The following is a 13,509-nucleotide window of genomic DNA, read 5'->3' as shown; positions in this document are numbered from 1 at the left end:
TGAGGGCCCGCTTTCCAAAATCACCCCTTCCATTGTATCATTGGAAATTTCGCGGGCCTGCAGGAAGGCCCGGCTGTCCTTCACTTTCGCTCTCTACCTTGCTCTGCAATCGTGCGCAGGGCGTCCCGTGCCGTCCGGATGACCCTCTTAAGCTCCCCAACTGTCCGGCATCCGCCGTTGGCTGCCCTGTCCAGGTAGTCGGCCACGTCTGCGATTGTCTCCAGTCTAGGGGGTTGCAACATCCTGCGCAGCTCCTCCAGTACCAGATCAACCGCCGCGGCCGACACCGCCGATACCATCTCAAACATGTCTAACAGAAAAGCGGGCCGCTACAACCCGCTTCTCCAACCCCTCCTTCCCGGTTGGTAGGATGCACCCAACGACCCCACCCGGCAAATAAAATTCATCACCCCTTTCGTTTGATATTTTTAGCACCCCTGCTCGACGGTAGGGCTGTAAGAGCTTTGTCAGCACTCCAGCGGTCATGCCGCCAGGCGCACGCGGATTGACGACCTTCCCCCGGTACTCCATACTTCTCCTGGAACACCCGGGGAGGGCCGTCCTGCCCTCCTGCTCAGACTACCCCAGACTTCGTTCACGCAGACCAGCCAATCTAATCTTGTTCCCTAATCATCGTAAGTCAAAAAAATGTCCTCTCCATCCGTTGTCCCAGGGTATGATTTCAAGCCCGGAAAAGCGCACTTGAGAAGCCTCACGGCTTCCTCCAAGCCCTCCCGGTCACCAAAATACGCTCTGACTTTAACTCCTCCCCTCCAGGTATAGTCCCCTAACGTTTTTTCAGACAGAAAGCAGCGGATGTCCTCCGCTTCCCGGCAGTCCTTCGCCCATACTGTAAGCCCTAGCAAACGGTTTTCCATTTGTCCGGGGAGGGGCTACCATGGTAGCTCCTCCCCAACCCCCCTGTTCCAAATTTCGCCGGGTCAGCGTTCGTTAGACTGGTGCCCTCTGAATAATTCGTCGAAGGCGACCCATCAGAAAGGAAACAACTTCGCTATTTCGTCATCTTCCTCTGCAGGCTGTCTCCGAACCTCTAACCCTGCCGTTTTTGTGTCGGCCACCTTCAGTCTCACCAGCAACAGCAACGACACCGGGTTGGCGCCCCAGTGCTTCACCCAAACCTGCTCGGCCCCCTCCAGCCCTGCCAGCCACTCGTTGGCCTGCCGCTCAACCTCTTCCGGTAAACCCACCAATAAGCGGACCCTCCAGGACAAGCCTGACAAACCGATTCCCCCCTTCCAGGCCTAGAACGTTCCGGCAGGATCCTTAGATTCAAAGTTTGTAAGGGCCCTCGAACGGGTCATAGCTCTTTTCTGCCTTCCTCCTGAGCCACTGCACCAGACTTTCCTTCCTTTTTGGGAGGGTGTCGCCAGCCCACACTTCCTCCATTACCGCGTCGTCCACCACGAGCCTCAGCGCGAACCGGGGAAAAGCCAGCGGCTTGACTTCCCCCTTGCGCACGGCGTCCGCTACCGGGGGAGGCAGGTAACCCGTATATTTCCTTCCACCGAACTCTACCTCCAGCTCCCCGACCAACTCCAGGCTCAGGTCGATGTATTCCCCTTCAACGTCGGCAATCTTAAGGCCCGGAGTGTAAGGGCGGTCCGGACGGGTCACGTACTCCAGCACACTGCCGCCGGGTATGAAGTCGTGGATGGTTATCTTCATGTACATCAACTTCACCCCAAACCCAAGAATTACTTTTTATGTACTGGCGGCGGCATCCCGTAATTTGGGATGCCGCCCCCACGTGTTAAAAGGGTTCGTTGTTAAATATATCCTCAAAGCCAAAGTCCTCTTCGGTCTCAGGGCCCTCGACTTCCGTTGCCGGTACCGCTGCCGTAATAGCGTACTTCCCGTTCTTCGCCTGCTGGACGGTAATAAAGAGTTTGTCTCCCTTCTTTGCCAGCTTCAGACCGTCCACCGCAGGCGTCCCGGGTACCGCCCACACCTCGGTGTTCCTGCCGTCTTCCAGGGTCACCGAACAGTAGACCCAGACACCCCTCTGCGTCCTCGCCTCCCTGGGGCCTGACTGGACGGTCACTACCATGTTCTGGCCGCTCTCTATTTTCCTTTCTTCCCGGCTTGCGGGTTGTTCTACAGTTTTCTCAGGAAACATGCCTGCGGGTTCCCCCACCGCTTCCTGTTCAGGCTCCGCCTGCTGTACGGCGGGTTCGGGTTTCTCCTCCTGTGCCGGGACCTGAACGGCGGGTTGGGCTTTCGGCACTTCCGCAGGCTCCGCGGGAACGTCAGCCTCCTCTTCAACGTACAGGAGCTCCGGCTTTACGTCTTCGTTGTAGGGTTCCAGCTCAATGGCGCTGGTGAGGCTCGGCAGCGACGCTACGGCAAGCAGCTTCCGCTCCCGCGCCAGCTGCAGCACTTTTTCAAGCGTCAGGTCCCCCATGTCGATGTACATAATGGGAACCCTCCGCTTGATCTGCTTGCCATTGACTTCAGGGTGCACCTCCTGCATGCGGACCTTCAGCTTGAGCGGGATGAAGCTGATCCGGCCCAGCATCTGCTTCAAAATCAGCAGGCTGTTCATTATGTTCGTATACGAGTGGAACGACCCGGTGTCGATGCTGTAGGCTCCCAGCACCCCGGGCACGCGCGGTAGAAGCACGGAAAGCACCGCCACCTCCCGGCACTTTTTGTTGATGTAGTGCTGGCAGCTCTTATAGGGGCACGGTATGCGCACCCACCCTTTGTCGCCGGACCTTTCGACCAACAGCACCTCACCGGTAGCAGCGTCTACAAACTGGCCGTCCCGGTACGCTATGCCGTATTCCATGCCGCTGCTCCGTGCGTAAAGTTCGTTGACCGTGGCTGTCTCGCCGTCGCCCCGGCAGATTAGCCCGAACTGGTCGCCGTATCGCTTCAGGTATGCCGGAAAAACGGTCTCAAGGTCGTCGCTGGGAAGGATGATGTCGAGCTCCCGCGGCTGGGGGCCATACACTTCCTGGACCTCCGGCGGCACCACAAAGTAGTCAAGGGAACGCGGCGTCCCCCTGTCGTCCTTCTCCCCCAGGGCAATAGTGCCCAGCCTCGGAATCCTGACTACGTCGCTCCAGCCTTTTATCATATAAACACCCCTCCTCACGAAATGTTTTCTGATGGGGATAAATGCCCCCGTAAATTAAAAAGCCGGGAAGCAACCCCGACCTTCTCCTGGACGCAGCTTTACGGTTTGCACTGTCAGATCATTAAATGGTGATGCCCTTCAGCAAGTCTATCACCTGTTTAAACTGCTCCACGCTCATCATCACCCCCTTGGGGCTGGGCTTAAACACGTTTTCATTCTTGTCCCAGTAGAACACCCGAAGGTCGTAGTAGACCTGCGCCCCCTTCGTAAGGCGCCGTATCACTATCGCTTGCCTGTTCCCTTTAGGAACAGCCCCCAGCTCCTCCTCGTTATCGAACTCGGGCTCCCTCTTCCTGGCGTTCCCCCTTTCTATTTTCTGGCGTGCCAGTTCTTCTAAGGTCGGCATGAAAACCACGCCCCCTTCCGGAAATTTTTAAAGGCACCCGCCAGGTGCCTTCTACTGCCTTTTCAGAACCTCTGCCCGCAGAATCTTTAGAAACCGCGCCCGGTCGGCCTCATCCCACACCGGCTTTTCCCTCCCGTCCAGGTACACTACCGGCACACCCGCCTCCTCCAGCAGGAAACCAATCAGTATCGTGTGGCAGAACAGTTTCTCATACCCCTTCTGGCGTTCCGGATTGCACCAGCAGCACAGGGCCGCGTCCACCTTCTTAAGCCAGGATACAGTTTTCTTTACGTCCTGCCACCTGGAGGCCAGCGCCCCAGCGTACAGGTCTAGATACTTGTCCGGCGAGACCCTCTTTATCGGACGTCCGTCCGGCAGCAGCGGCGCAAGCACCCTTAGCTCGGGGTACCTGTAACCCCGCGGCTGCCAGCGCGCCACAGAATATGGCGTGGCACGCGGTTCAGAGAAAAAAGACTGTAGGTATACCACGGTTCACCCGCCTTTCTTTGTTTTTTGACGCCATGCCAGCCGCTGCTCGCATCAAAGCCTCTGTCACAGCAAAAATGCACTCACGCAGCAAGTCTTTTTGGGGAACCCGTGCTTATTAACTCCACTGATCTCGGGTACAGTTTGCTTTTCTCTGGTCTGTCATCAGGCGACAGCCAGCGCAAAAAATTCTGCCCTACCCGCAACCCCCGCTTTACAGGACGGGCTCCGGGCAGGGCAGAACGCCCTGACCACACCAAAACTTATCTTTTTTCGTAATACCATTCCCAAAACTCTTCTTCGGTTATCCCAGCGTAGCGAAGTATTTTCGCTAGCTTTTGACGGTACACTTTTTGGGAGGGGTGCTGGTGAATAGTAAAGGAACGTCCATCGCGACCTACTCCGACAATAACAGGTGAGCCTTCTCCGCGCAGTTCCCTGCTATACTCACGGAGAAGGCTCACCAGCTCCCGGTAACTAATATCTGGCAAGTGCGGCATCTACGCACCTACCTCTACGACCAGGCGCTTTCCCGGCCGTTCGTGTTGTAATGGATAGTTTCTTAGCAGCTCTCGTACCGCTTCCTTAAGGTTAGCTACAGCTTCTTCTTCTGTTTCCCCATCAGCCACAGCATTCAGTTCATCGCACGTCGCAAGGTACCTACCATTATCCATCTCTTCGACCGTAAATATAAACTTCATGCTGCCCACCCCATAGAAAACGATGTCGATTTTCCCTTAACTATAGCTACTTCCGAAGTTATTATACCACAAAACCTCTTGTGTTCTTCATTACCAAATACGCATACCTGGACTACGCGCCTTGAACACCGAGCTTTCATCAGCCAGTTTCTCTCTAACCTGAAAGTTAAGTCGCGTCGGTTCACCCCGCATCCCTTGGGCTACGCTGTTAACTATTCAGTGCGGCGCCACCCCGGTTACGCCATGGCGCAGCGCACCACACCGCGCCGATGCAACCTCCTTAAGGTACTGACATCGCCTCTTCCCCCGAGGAGAACGGTAAATCCGCCCAGACCCGTCTGACGGTTCAGCTCTTCAGCAAACGCCGCAATCTCTTGCGTATCCCCCTTAATTGCCAGGTAGACCTGAGACCCGAATTCCACTGTTTCGGCATCCAGGCCTCTGGTTGCTGCCATCGCAGTGACCACCAACTGCACTACAGCGCGGAACGCCCTCAGATGGGGGCCGTCACCAGGACTGAAGACCAGCACGTAAAGCTCACACATCAGCGCCATCCCTTTCTTCGGTCTCTTCGACAGCGCACTCCAACGCTGCGCGAAGGTAGTCCCAGTAGCCCCCTTCAAGAATGGCATCCCGGGCGATCTCCGCCGCACGCCGGATCACCTGGGGCGTGACGAGACCAGCCCCGATTGCCCGGCGCACCTTTTCCGGGAGGGCGCTGCGGCCATCATTCCCGACTAACTCTTCAATATCCCCCTGCACACTCAAAATCACTTCGGGCCCCGATGGAGCGGCAACCTTCGGCAAAACGTCCCTGTGCCAGTCCCACCCGGGACCGTCTACGTCCACAACAACATCCTCCACCGGTACCTCCAGCGCGGCCGCCAGCCCTTCGGCTATTTCGCTCATGCACGAGCTGTAATGGGTGTCGTCAAGGGCCACCAGGCGGCCGTTGACCACAACACCCCACCCGACGTAGTTTTCGTCCTCGGGTAGGGTCTTGTCCCTGACCGTCACGCAGATAATTTTAGCCATCTCTCCGGCAGGCAGATGCGCCTGCCATTCACCTCCTCATTGTGTTTTCTTATAAGCCCAGCGCGGCAGCCACTTCCGGTGACTTCCAGCGCCGCACGCTCTCCCTTGCCCTTTCAAGCAGGCCCCGGGCTGCACATTCTATACCGGCATCCCGGGGCAGGTCGGAAGGCCACACCTTGAGGTTGTCAATTTCCCACCTGGCGACTTCCGGGAAAGCCAGCACAAACACGGCCCAGTCGCAGTCCTCTTCGAAAACGTAAACGCCCAAGTTCCCATATGCTTCACCCAGGTCTTCCCATTTAAAACGCTGAAATATCTCCGGGACTTCTGCTGCCGGCGCAACGAGGATATATCCTCCGTGTCCGGAGCAGGAGAACCACCACGCCCGGCCAGGCAAGCCCTTTACCCTTACCGCTTTTTCCCAGTTGATGTCTCCCCAGTCCCGGGCGACCGAACGCGCCCACTTCCGGGCGTCTTCCGGGAGAATCCTCCCGCCGCGGAAGCGGAGGGTCAAACACACCGGCCGCCCGGACCTGGTGTACCGCCAGTAGCGCAAATATCTGATTTGGCCCTGAGTACCGATCACTTTTCTCAATCCCTCCCGGTAAAAAGCTGAAAAGCCGCCAGCCCCGTTCAGGGCGGGCTACCCCGCCTGCACGATTTCGCCCGTTTTTCTGTTAAACCACCCGTGCCGGCGGACAACCCCTGACGGCCCAGGGCAGGTAAAATCAAAGTACCTCTCATCGGCGGGGTCCTCCGGGGCGTCACCCCACCGCTCTTTCACCAGGAGAAGGCTTTCCTCCAGCCCGCAGACGCCGTACAGGGCACCGCATCTCAAGCACTCGTGCACACCAGCCACGGCAGCCGGCTTTCTCTCCCTGTGCCCGCACGCGGGGCAGCGCGGGTACTTCCTCGCCATCCGCCCGGCGTCAACCCCCCTCCTGTGGAGCTCCCGGGCCGTCCCGACCAGAACCTTAAGGTCGGAACCGCCAAAGCATTCCGCTCTGAACGATTCCAGTGCGCTTTTGTACAGTTCCAGCAGTTCTCCGGTCCCCATGTCCCGGTAAAGGCGCACAATCAAAACCTCCTTAAGCAGTTTTCAGGCTGCTCCAAAATTGCATCAAGACGGCCCTGCCCTTCTGGCAGGCAGCACATATTTGCTCAAAGGAAAGGCGCAGCGCAATATATGCTTTGAGAAGCTGGTCGTCCTCTACTATGCCGCGCCAGAACTCCTGCCGTGCGTACTCCAGATAATAGGCGAGTTCCCGCTCTGTGACGTCCGGGTTCGCCCACCTGTAAAACCTGCAGAACGCCCTCTCAGCGAAGTTCATTGTAATGTTTCTACCTCCTCCTTTTCTAGTTTGGCCAGTCTCCGCCGCACGGGAGACCGGTCCAAATTTTTGGGCTGCCGCCCGCATCGCGTGCGGACCGGCACAATCAACTGTGCCCTCCCCGCGGCCCCACTGAGTACGGAACCCCGGGCAGGGCACAGCGCCCCGCCGCGTCTGTTACATCAGCACGTGCCCGAGACCTATCTCCACCCTTATGAGGCGTTCGCCCCACCCGCGCAGGTTTTTAACGTGCCCTATCACCGGGTAAACGCCGTCTCCGATACCCGACTGGAAGGCAACCGCCATCCCAGAGACTCCGTTCGGGAAGTTCACCTGTCCCCCCAGGTGCTTCCCGGAAGCACACCGGTAGGCTATGTCCAGCGCTACCTCCGACACCGTTTTCCCGGTGCCACGCGCCGCTTCCTCAAGCCTGCTAATATATAGCGGGTCCATAATCAGCAGGTGCCCGGAATCCACGGCCACCTGCCCGAGCAAGACCCGCCTGATAGAGTCCGCCACAGGCATGCCCTCCTTTCTAGCTACTCGCGGCCATGCCGCACTCGCCTGCAGCACGGCCCAAACCCACCCCAAAACAAATGATCTTTGCAATACATTCAGCCAGGTCTTTGACCAGAACGGGGTCTGTTATTAACAGGCTGAAGAACGCATCGTGAACATATGCCCCGACTGTTCCGGTTATCGAGACGTCTCCCAGAGCAGGCAGCTTCTTTCCCGTCCCCCTCCCGGGCACCAGCGGCCCCGGACCCACGGTGATCATACCCACGTCCCGGGGCCACCCCAGACAGGCATCGACCGCTACCACTGCCGCACCCGGACATTTGCGCTCCAGTTCTGCCAGTTTTTCCCCGAGGTTTACGGCGTGGACCGGGTCGCTGGCAGTACCGTACAGCGCGAATGGCAGACTACCTAGCCCTAACAGTATGCTGCCGACCTTTGGCCCCAGGTCGTCGCCCGGGCAGGCCGCCGAGCCCACACAGACTACTGCCAGCAGCCGCCCGTCAAAGCAGCCGAGCCGCTCGAGGTAACGATGAAGCATTCCCCCAAGGACCCCGACCGCATCAGGGCTGCGGTAATGACACCTGCCCGGCAATTCCTCACCGGGAGCGCTGCAGGGCTTTACCGCCACGGCCTATCCCCTCCCGCCAGTAAAATTTCCTGTCCGGTTTTAGGCTGCGGGGCCCTACACAGCCTCCCTCAACTCCTCGGGCCCCGCATCCACCACGGCGATTTCCAGGTCCTGGCCCGCCTCCACCCGCGCCGTGAACAGCTGGCCGGGAGGGGCGCCAAACTTTGTTACGCTCTCCGCGTTGTCCACAAACGTGGGTCAATCCCTGCCGGTTATCTGCTTCACTGCCGCGGCCACTTCCAGACCCAGCTTGACCCTTTCCGAAGCAGACAGCACCTGTACCGGCTTCCCGTCGTATAAAAGCCTGAACACCGGCCTGATCTCGCCGGTGCTCTTTACCACGTCGAAAAGCTGGACGGAAACCCTTTTAAGGTAGCCCGCAAGCTGGGACGCCATCAGTTCGGCCTGCCTTGCAGCATACTGGGTAATGGCCTGCAGCCGCGCCCGAAGTTCCTCAAGCCATTTCTCCTCGCGCTCCAGCTCCTCCTGATACTGCCGGGCCTTCTCCACCGCCTCCGCCTTCTGCCGCAGGATGCTTTCCCTGGCGGCATTGCGTTCCCTGGCGGCTGTAATCTTTTCCAGGAGTTCTCTCTGTCTGACCGCCAGTTCCCGGGTGTCCTGGCCCCGTTTCTCTTTCAGTGCCTTAAGCTGCTCCTGCAGGGCCTTGCCACGGGTGCCGACCTCCCGTATTCTCTGCTCAAGCTCCTTTTTCGCAGCCTCCAGGGCCCTTTCTGCTGCGGCAAGAGCTTCCGGACCTATTACCTGCCCGCATGTCGGGCACCTATCACCGGGCTTCCACCTCGGAGTGAGCGACTTGTACTGCTCTTTTAAGTGTTTGAACTCACCGGCCAACCTTGCCACTTCCCGCTCAAGCACTGCAACTTCTTCCTGTGCTCCCGTTTGGACAACAGCGGACAGCGCCTCATATTCTTCCTGCAGCTTCCGGATTTTTTCGGGGGCTACTCCTTCCGGTACCTCTACCGACGCCGCGCGCAGCGCTTCGCTCAGTGCCCCCTCCAGCCTGGCAACTTCCTTTTCGGCCGCCTTTATCTGTTCCCGCACCCTCGCAGCTGCCTTCTGCGGGTCGTCAAAACCAAGTCCGGCCAGGGCATCCCTGTATTCGGGTTCCATTTGCTCCAGGACCTTTTCAAAAGGCACGGACTGCAGCAGGCCCACGAATAACTCCCTGGCCTCGGCATCGGAAAGGCCCAGCACGTACGTCGGCCAGAAGGCCGCCATAAAGGCCTTCCTGTCGCCTATCATGGCGTCCACGTCCGGCTGGGTGACCGCCCTGCCGTCTAAGGTCAGGGAGAGCTGCTTGCTCTTCCCCCGGATCCGGGTCAGGACGTGCTCCCTGCCGGCACCATCAACAAACGCAATGCTGACGCTGCACTTCTCCTCCCCCTGCAGGATGAGGGCTTCGGTCTTGTTCGACCCACTGAGGGTCGTACCAAACAACGCAAAAACTATGGCTTCAGCTATCGTGGTCTTTCCCGTCCCGTTGTCCCCGGTTATTTCGTTCACCCGGCCGAATTCATAGCTGGCCTGCCGGGTGCCCTTGAAGTTCTCCAGGACCAAACTTTTTATAAACATCCCCTATAGCCTCCTTTTGAAGGCGGCTTGTGCAGTCAGACCCCCATGAGCTTCCACCACAGCCGCCCCACAGCTTTCTTCCACCAGGGAGCAGGTTCGCTCCCTACCCGCGCGCCCAGAGACACAAAAAACTCAACCCTGTCCGACCAGAATTTGAACATCCGCTCCACGTCCCGCCGCTCGGGAGTGGTTACCTCCAGCGCCGTGGCGAACCCGGGCTGTACCACCATGTGGTACCTCCCCTGCGAGCGCCAGAACAGCACCTTGAACAGCGGAGCGTCCGCCATTACAACCTCGCCCCTGTCCAGCCAGTAGAACAGCTGGACAGGGGTCGTAACCAGAACATCCTTCACCGGCGTCCCCTCCAACGCGGGTATTACGTACCAACACGGGATGCCTGCTGGGCGCAGAGCTCCCTTTGTTCGTTAATCCCGTAGCCCAAGCCGTAACCCAGCTCAATGGCGCACAGCAGCCTGGCGTCTGCCCAGTGGGCATCTTCTCCGTCGGTGCGTACCACAATTCTGTTCTTAAGGTGGTGCTTGGCTATAATTAGGAACGCAGTCACCGCCAGGTCGTACGGCCTGAACGCGGTCTTGCAGAAATCGAACCAGAGCCCGTTCTCCTCCGGCTGTTCTCCTTCATAAAGGAGTTCACGCACCCGCGGGAAGTAAAACGTTTCGTACGAGCAGTCCCCGGGGCACGCCCGCGTCATCAACAGGTGCCCCGCGAACCACGTTCCCGCCACCGGCTCCCCGGCAAACACCCCACCAGCGCCCGGCGCCGGCCACGGGATAACGAGCTCGTGCTCGGCAGGGTGCCCGCAGTGCCGCGAGCCGTTGAACTTAACGATATCTGTGGTGATTACCGGTTCCCCTTCGCCCAGAGGTCCCGCAAGCACTACCCCGGCCTTCTCCAGCGCAGGGATAATCTTTTTAAAATCCCTGACGATTGCACTGAAGGCCTTCTTCCCTATAACCTTGGGTCGGTACCAGTAATGCGTATAGCCCACAAGCAGGGCGCCCGGGATTAACCCGAGCGCTGCTCACCTCCTTATGTTTGTTTGAGGGAAAGTCTCTCGGTTCATCGGTTGAGCAAATCATAGTAATCGGTACGGTTAAGGAGAGTATCTTCCTCGACAGTAATCGCCTGCATAAACGCAGAAAGGTTTTCTCGAAGACGGCGTTCAAACTCATCACGAGCGCGTTTTATAGCATCCTCGGCAGTCTCAACCTCAACTTGAATGCTTCCCATGACATAGACATTAAACAGCAACAGTACCTCTCCTTTACCTTACAAGACCTTCCGCGGACTTCGCGTCCGCAATCCTCTTCCTCAGTTCGTCAAGGCTCTTGGATTCGCAGTGCAGGGAGCCGCAGTAATCACTGAACAGCCGGCATTCCCCGCACGACACTTTTTTGAGCGGTTCTACAGTGATTTTTACCAAATACTTCGCGTAGTTTACCGGCCCCCCAAATGCACGCCTTATAGCGTCCGCCACCAGGTCCTCGAGGGCGGAGCTATTTGAAATGAACCCCGCCCCGAACTCTATAAACGCAACATCTTTCGGCCGGTAGTACGCCGGCAGCGGCCCCAGCCCCTTCTCCGGCGTCCACCCGTGATAGAAGGCCAGGCGCTCGAGCGCCATCATCCTGTTGGGGCCGCTCCAGTAGCCGTGCGGAGACCGGTAATATTTCTTCCACAGCAAAAACAGCTCTTCCGCTTTTTCACGAGAAGGCTCCGCCATGAACTCCCTTTCCTTCCTGCGGAGTTCCCTTCTCAGGGAGGCCAGCACTTCATCCCTTCGAATATCGGTCAGCGCGTCGCTCAACGCAGCCCGCCCCCTTCACCAGCAAGCAGTTTCGCTATGCAGTAGCGGAAGTACTGCACATACCGCTCCTTTACGCCTTTTGGAACCGGATACTCTTCAGGGCTCCTGCGCCCGTAGACCCCCACTGCCTCCCGGGCCATCTCCTTTATCCGGGCGGCTGTCTTTTCCCGGGGGAAGTACACATCTTTAACCACAAAGCCCCCGACTGTGACGGTGCACGGCAGGACCTTCCTTTCGGTCGTGCGCAGGTCCCACATAAGGTTGCCCGGCCCTATCTCAAAACAGTCAGCCGGGTCGTCATCCATCGGCCACCGGCCGAAATAGGGGTTCCTCCCCATCTTCCTCAACCGGCCCATAAAACCGGCACCCGGGTTTTAAGCCCCGGGTGCCATCACCTCCCGTTCGGTATTCTTCCTTGTGTTCCCGAAAAAACGTTCAGCTTTTAGATAATAAAGCCTGGACGCAGCCTGCCTTTTTATAATCTGGCACGTCCTGCGGCAGGCGCTCAGCACCAGCCGCCGCCAACCATTTGCTCTCATTCCCGGATATTGGGGTAAATCACAGAAATAAAATGGTGGCAAATAGCCCGCCAGAATGTATCCGAAGCAAATTTCCCACGTGAGATCCATACCGCCCGCCGTGAGGGCTAACGCATAGCTCTTGGTTTCTGGGAAACATACCAGCGCTAACGGAAGGTGTTTCTGATGCAGGATATTTGCAAGCCGCTTCGGGTCTCCTGCAACACGCGGGAGTGGATAATAATAGTTCATCATCGGCTCGTAAACGTTTTCGTCCTCGAGTCCTTCACCGTACACCGGATATACTACGTACCACTCCCCGTCGTGTTCGTCCCAGTTGTAATACGCCGGCTGGGCATAGATGGCCGCAGCCGACAGGTTTTTAACCTTAAGGTCTTTAAGGTGCACGACAGTTTGCTCCCCTCCTGGTTGTTTTTACAGCATGCGGGGCGCCGCCTCCACCACTCAAGCAGCGCCCCCGCATGCAGAACATCCTTCCCGTATCAGCCTGTTAGCCTTACCTCCATTTCACCAAAAAGATCATCTTGGGAAGTTTTGCTTCATTCCACGCGCGGCTACCAGCGCGCGGTGGCCCGGGTATTTTACCCGCCACATAACACCACTGCCCGCAATCAACGTAGTACCGCCCAAACCGACCCGGAATGCCATCATTAAGGTCCATATGGTCAAGTTTATCTATGCCATCTATATCTTTACAGCGCGCTAGAAGTCCTACTACCCTATCAAAAAGATTATCCCGGGTAGTATTGCTGCCGCGGACGTACAGCACCCCATCGCGGTACGCAAAATCAAGATACTCCCCTACCCCAGTGGATCCGTTGGGCGTTACGACTTCTCTTTTAATAGCCCTTCTAAGCCTTTCGTATGCTGTTTTCGTCATTCTGATTGTCCCGCCCAGCAGAGAACGGTAACCCATCAGGTTCGTCGTTGGCATTCAGAATGCCTCCCTAAACTTTCTGCCAGCGCGGATCGTCTCCAGGAGGAACCGGAGGAATTTCCGCCCCCACGTAGCACCAGCGGCCACAGTCAATATAAAACCGCCCAAAATCTTCAAGATCCTTCCCTTTGCAATCAAGGAAGTCTATACCCGGGCGATCCTTCAACCGCGCTATCAGCGCTACCAGTTCCTCGTCAAGCCACTCATCCCAGCACTCCGTGCCTTGCCTGAACAGATATACCTGCCCTTGGCCGTCGAGATATTCTATCTTGACATACTCAACTACCGGAATAGGGTCGTCGGGAAAGCCGATTGTACTTTCCTTAAGAACTTCGCACGCCCACCTGCTCATCTTGATCTTCCCTGAAAGCGTGTAAGAGCACCCCATCCTTAAGGTCCCCCCTAA

The 13,509-nt window shown here is 57.7% G+C and carries 26 protein-coding genes; all 26 read right to left on the bottom strand.

The features are described from left to right. Positions 1-80: 80 nt before the first annotated feature. Positions 81-239, bottom strand: a complete 159-nt coding sequence (locus B9A14_RS08500; RefSeq protein WP_157109880.1) for a hypothetical protein — start codon at positions 237-239, stop codon at positions 81-83. 387 nt (positions 240-626) lie between these two features. Beyond that, on the bottom strand, positions 627-878 hold the full coding sequence (locus B9A14_RS08490) for a hypothetical protein (RefSeq protein ID WP_084665285.1): 252 nt from the start codon (positions 876-878) through the stop codon (positions 627-629). Positions 879-992: 114 nt separating this feature from the next. Beyond that, positions 993-1,241, bottom strand: a complete 249-nt coding sequence (locus B9A14_RS08485; RefSeq protein ID WP_157109879.1) for a hypothetical protein — start codon at positions 1,239-1,241, stop codon at positions 993-995. 49 nt (positions 1,242-1,290) lie between these two features. After that, positions 1,291-1,692 (bottom strand): hypothetical protein, encoded by a 402-nt coding sequence (locus B9A14_RS08480; protein WP_084665283.1) that lies wholly within the window; start codon positions 1,690-1,692, stop codon positions 1,291-1,293. 79 nt (positions 1,693-1,771) lie between these two features. Next, the gene (locus tag B9A14_RS08475) at positions 1,772-3,100 is read right to left on the bottom strand and encodes a recombination directionality factor (protein ID WP_084665282.1); all 1,329 of its coding nucleotides are present in this window, start codon (positions 3,098-3,100) and stop codon (positions 1,772-1,774) included. Positions 3,101-3,221: 121 nt separating this feature from the next. Continuing rightward, a complete protein-coding gene (locus B9A14_RS08470) occupies positions 3,222-3,506 on the bottom strand; it encodes a PC4/YdbC family ssDNA-binding protein (RefSeq protein ID WP_084665281.1) in 285 nt (94 codons plus the stop codon). 51 nt (positions 3,507-3,557) lie between these two features. Beyond that, positions 3,558-3,944: a hypothetical protein gene (locus tag B9A14_RS08465; protein ID WP_172839107.1), complete on the bottom strand. Its 387-nt coding sequence runs from the start codon at positions 3,942-3,944 to the stop codon at positions 3,558-3,560. Between the two features lie 311 nt (positions 3,945-4,255). After that, positions 4,256-4,492 (bottom strand): type II toxin-antitoxin system HicA family toxin, encoded by a 237-nt coding sequence (locus tag B9A14_RS08460; RefSeq protein WP_084665279.1) that lies wholly within the window; start codon positions 4,490-4,492, stop codon positions 4,256-4,258. Further along, complete coding sequence (locus B9A14_RS08455) at positions 4,493-4,693, bottom strand: type II toxin-antitoxin system HicB family antitoxin (protein WP_084665278.1); 201 nt, start codon at positions 4,691-4,693, stop codon at positions 4,493-4,495. It lies immediately after the preceding gene. Between the two features lie 236 nt (positions 4,694-4,929). After that, positions 4,930-5,247 carry a hypothetical protein gene (locus B9A14_RS08450; RefSeq protein WP_084665277.1) on the bottom strand — a complete coding sequence of 106 codons (318 nt, stop codon included), beginning with the start codon at positions 5,245-5,247 and terminating at the stop codon, positions 4,930-4,932. Then, positions 5,231-5,461 (bottom strand): hypothetical protein, encoded by a 231-nt coding sequence (locus B9A14_RS17430; RefSeq protein WP_172839106.1) that lies wholly within the window; start codon positions 5,459-5,461, stop codon positions 5,231-5,233. Before B9A14_RS17430 ends, B9A14_RS08450 begins: the two co-directional genes overlap by 17 nt. A 316-nt stretch (positions 5,462-5,777) precedes the next feature. Next, entirely contained in the window at positions 5,778-6,314 is a 537-nt protein-coding gene (locus B9A14_RS08440) for a DUF7007 domain-containing protein (RefSeq protein ID WP_084665275.1), read from the bottom strand. Positions 6,315-6,371: 57 nt separating this feature from the next. Next, positions 6,372-6,803, bottom strand: a complete 432-nt coding sequence (locus B9A14_RS08435) for a hypothetical protein (protein ID WP_084665274.1) — start codon at positions 6,801-6,803, stop codon at positions 6,372-6,374. 13 nt (positions 6,804-6,816) lie between these two features. After that, a complete protein-coding gene (locus B9A14_RS08430; protein WP_084665273.1) occupies positions 6,817-7,059 on the bottom strand; it encodes a hypothetical protein in 243 nt (80 codons plus the stop codon). A 177-nt stretch (positions 7,060-7,236) separates the two neighbouring features. After that, on the bottom strand, positions 7,237-7,578 hold the full coding sequence (locus tag B9A14_RS08425; RefSeq protein WP_084665272.1) for a hypothetical protein: 342 nt from the start codon (positions 7,576-7,578) through the stop codon (positions 7,237-7,239). A gap of 16 nt (positions 7,579-7,594) precedes the next feature. Then, positions 7,595-8,206 carry a spore protease YyaC gene (yyaC, locus tag B9A14_RS08420; protein ID WP_084665271.1) on the bottom strand — a complete coding sequence of 204 codons (612 nt, stop codon included), beginning with the start codon at positions 8,204-8,206 and terminating at the stop codon, positions 7,595-7,597. Between the two features lie 54 nt (positions 8,207-8,260). After that, on the bottom strand, positions 8,261-8,395 hold the full coding sequence (locus tag B9A14_RS17975) for a hypothetical protein (RefSeq protein ID WP_269456769.1): 135 nt from the start codon (positions 8,393-8,395) through the stop codon (positions 8,261-8,263). 9 nt (positions 8,396-8,404) lie between these two features. Further along, positions 8,405-9,799 (bottom strand): AAA family ATPase, encoded by a 1,395-nt coding sequence (locus B9A14_RS08415; protein WP_084665270.1) that lies wholly within the window; start codon positions 9,797-9,799, stop codon positions 8,405-8,407. A gap of 35 nt (positions 9,800-9,834) precedes the next feature. Next, the gene (locus B9A14_RS08410) at positions 9,835-10,152 is read right to left on the bottom strand and encodes a hypothetical protein (protein ID WP_084665269.1); all 318 of its coding nucleotides are present in this window, start codon (positions 10,150-10,152) and stop codon (positions 9,835-9,837) included. 23 nt (positions 10,153-10,175) lie between these two features. After that, complete coding sequence (locus B9A14_RS17425) at positions 10,176-10,808, bottom strand: hypothetical protein (protein WP_084665268.1); 633 nt, start codon at positions 10,806-10,808, stop codon at positions 10,176-10,178. Positions 10,809-10,879: 71 nt separating this feature from the next. Further along, complete coding sequence (locus tag B9A14_RS08400) at positions 10,880-11,071, bottom strand: hypothetical protein (protein WP_084665267.1); 192 nt, start codon at positions 11,069-11,071, stop codon at positions 10,880-10,882. Between the two features lie 13 nt (positions 11,072-11,084). Further along, complete coding sequence (locus tag B9A14_RS08395) at positions 11,085-11,627, bottom strand: hypothetical protein (protein ID WP_084665266.1); 543 nt, start codon at positions 11,625-11,627, stop codon at positions 11,085-11,087. Continuing rightward, positions 11,624-11,983, bottom strand: coding sequence for a hypothetical protein (locus B9A14_RS08390; RefSeq protein ID WP_172839105.1), 360 nt, complete (start codon positions 11,981-11,983; stop codon positions 11,624-11,626). The genes B9A14_RS08395 and B9A14_RS08390 overlap by 4 nt, the downstream gene beginning before the upstream one ends. 18 nt (positions 11,984-12,001) lie before the next feature. Then, the gene (locus B9A14_RS08385; RefSeq protein ID WP_084665264.1) at positions 12,002-12,553 is read right to left on the bottom strand and encodes a hypothetical protein; all 552 of its coding nucleotides are present in this window, start codon (positions 12,551-12,553) and stop codon (positions 12,002-12,004) included. A 109-nt stretch (positions 12,554-12,662) separates the two neighbouring features. Further along, a complete protein-coding gene (locus B9A14_RS08380) occupies positions 12,663-13,046 on the bottom strand; it encodes a hypothetical protein (RefSeq protein WP_172839104.1) in 384 nt (127 codons plus the stop codon). A 67-nt stretch (positions 13,047-13,113) separates the two neighbouring features. After that, positions 13,114-13,491, bottom strand: a complete 378-nt coding sequence (locus B9A14_RS08375; RefSeq protein ID WP_084665262.1) for a VOC family protein — start codon at positions 13,489-13,491, stop codon at positions 13,114-13,116. Positions 13,492-13,509: the final 18 nt, after the last annotated feature.

It is taken from the genome of Thermanaeromonas toyohensis ToBE (assembly GCF_900176005.1).
Lineage (GTDB): Bacteria > Bacillota > DSM-521 > Neomoorellales > Neomoorellaceae > Thermanaeromonas > Thermanaeromonas toyohensis.
Note: the sequence above shows the minus strand (reverse complement) of the source record. Positions and strands in the feature narration are given on the sequence as shown.

What these genes read in the sequence shown, in the direction of transcription:
- B9A14_RS08490 (WP_084665285.1), bottom strand. Translation starts at nt 878, where the DNA reads ATGGAAAACCGTTTGCTAGGGCTTACAGTATGGGCGAAGGACTGCCGG.
- B9A14_RS08480 (WP_084665283.1), bottom strand. Translation starts at nt 1,692, where the DNA reads ATGTACATGAAGATAACCATCCACGACTTCATACCCGGCGGCAGTGTG.
- B9A14_RS08475 (WP_084665282.1), bottom strand. Translation starts at nt 3,100, where the DNA reads ATGATAAAAGGCTGGAGCGACGTAGTCAGGATTCCGAGGCTGGGCACT.
- B9A14_RS08470 (WP_084665281.1), bottom strand. Translation starts at nt 3,506, where the DNA reads ATGCCGACCTTAGAAGAACTGGCACGCCAGAAAATAGAAAGGGGGAAC.
- B9A14_RS08460 (WP_084665279.1), bottom strand. Translation starts at nt 4,492, where the DNA reads ATGCCGCACTTGCCAGATATTAGTTACCGGGAGCTGGTGAGCCTTCTC.
- B9A14_RS08455 (WP_084665278.1), bottom strand. Translation starts at nt 4,693, where the DNA reads ATGAAGTTTATATTTACGGTCGAAGAGATGGATAATGGTAGGTACCTT.
- B9A14_RS08450 (WP_084665277.1), bottom strand. Translation starts at nt 5,247, where the DNA reads ATGGCGCTGATGTGTGAGCTTTACGTGCTGGTCTTCAGTCCTGGTGAC.
- B9A14_RS08430 (WP_084665273.1), bottom strand. Translation starts at nt 7,059, where the DNA reads ATGAACTTCGCTGAGAGGGCGTTCTGCAGGTTTTACAGGTGGGCGAAC.
- B9A14_RS08415 (WP_084665270.1), bottom strand. Translation starts at nt 9,799, where the DNA reads ATGTTTATAAAAAGTTTGGTCCTGGAGAACTTCAAGGGCACCCGGCAG.
- B9A14_RS08390 (WP_172839105.1), bottom strand. Translation starts at nt 11,983, where the DNA reads ATGGGCCGGTTGAGGAAGATGGGGAGGAACCCCTATTTCGGCCGGTGG.
- B9A14_RS08380 (WP_172839104.1), bottom strand. Translation starts at nt 13,046, where the DNA reads ATGACGAAAACAGCATACGAAAGGCTTAGAAGGGCTATTAAAAGAGAA.
- B9A14_RS08375 (WP_084665262.1), bottom strand. Translation starts at nt 13,491, where the DNA reads ATGGGGTGCTCTTACACGCTTTCAGGGAAGATCAAGATGAGCAGGTGG.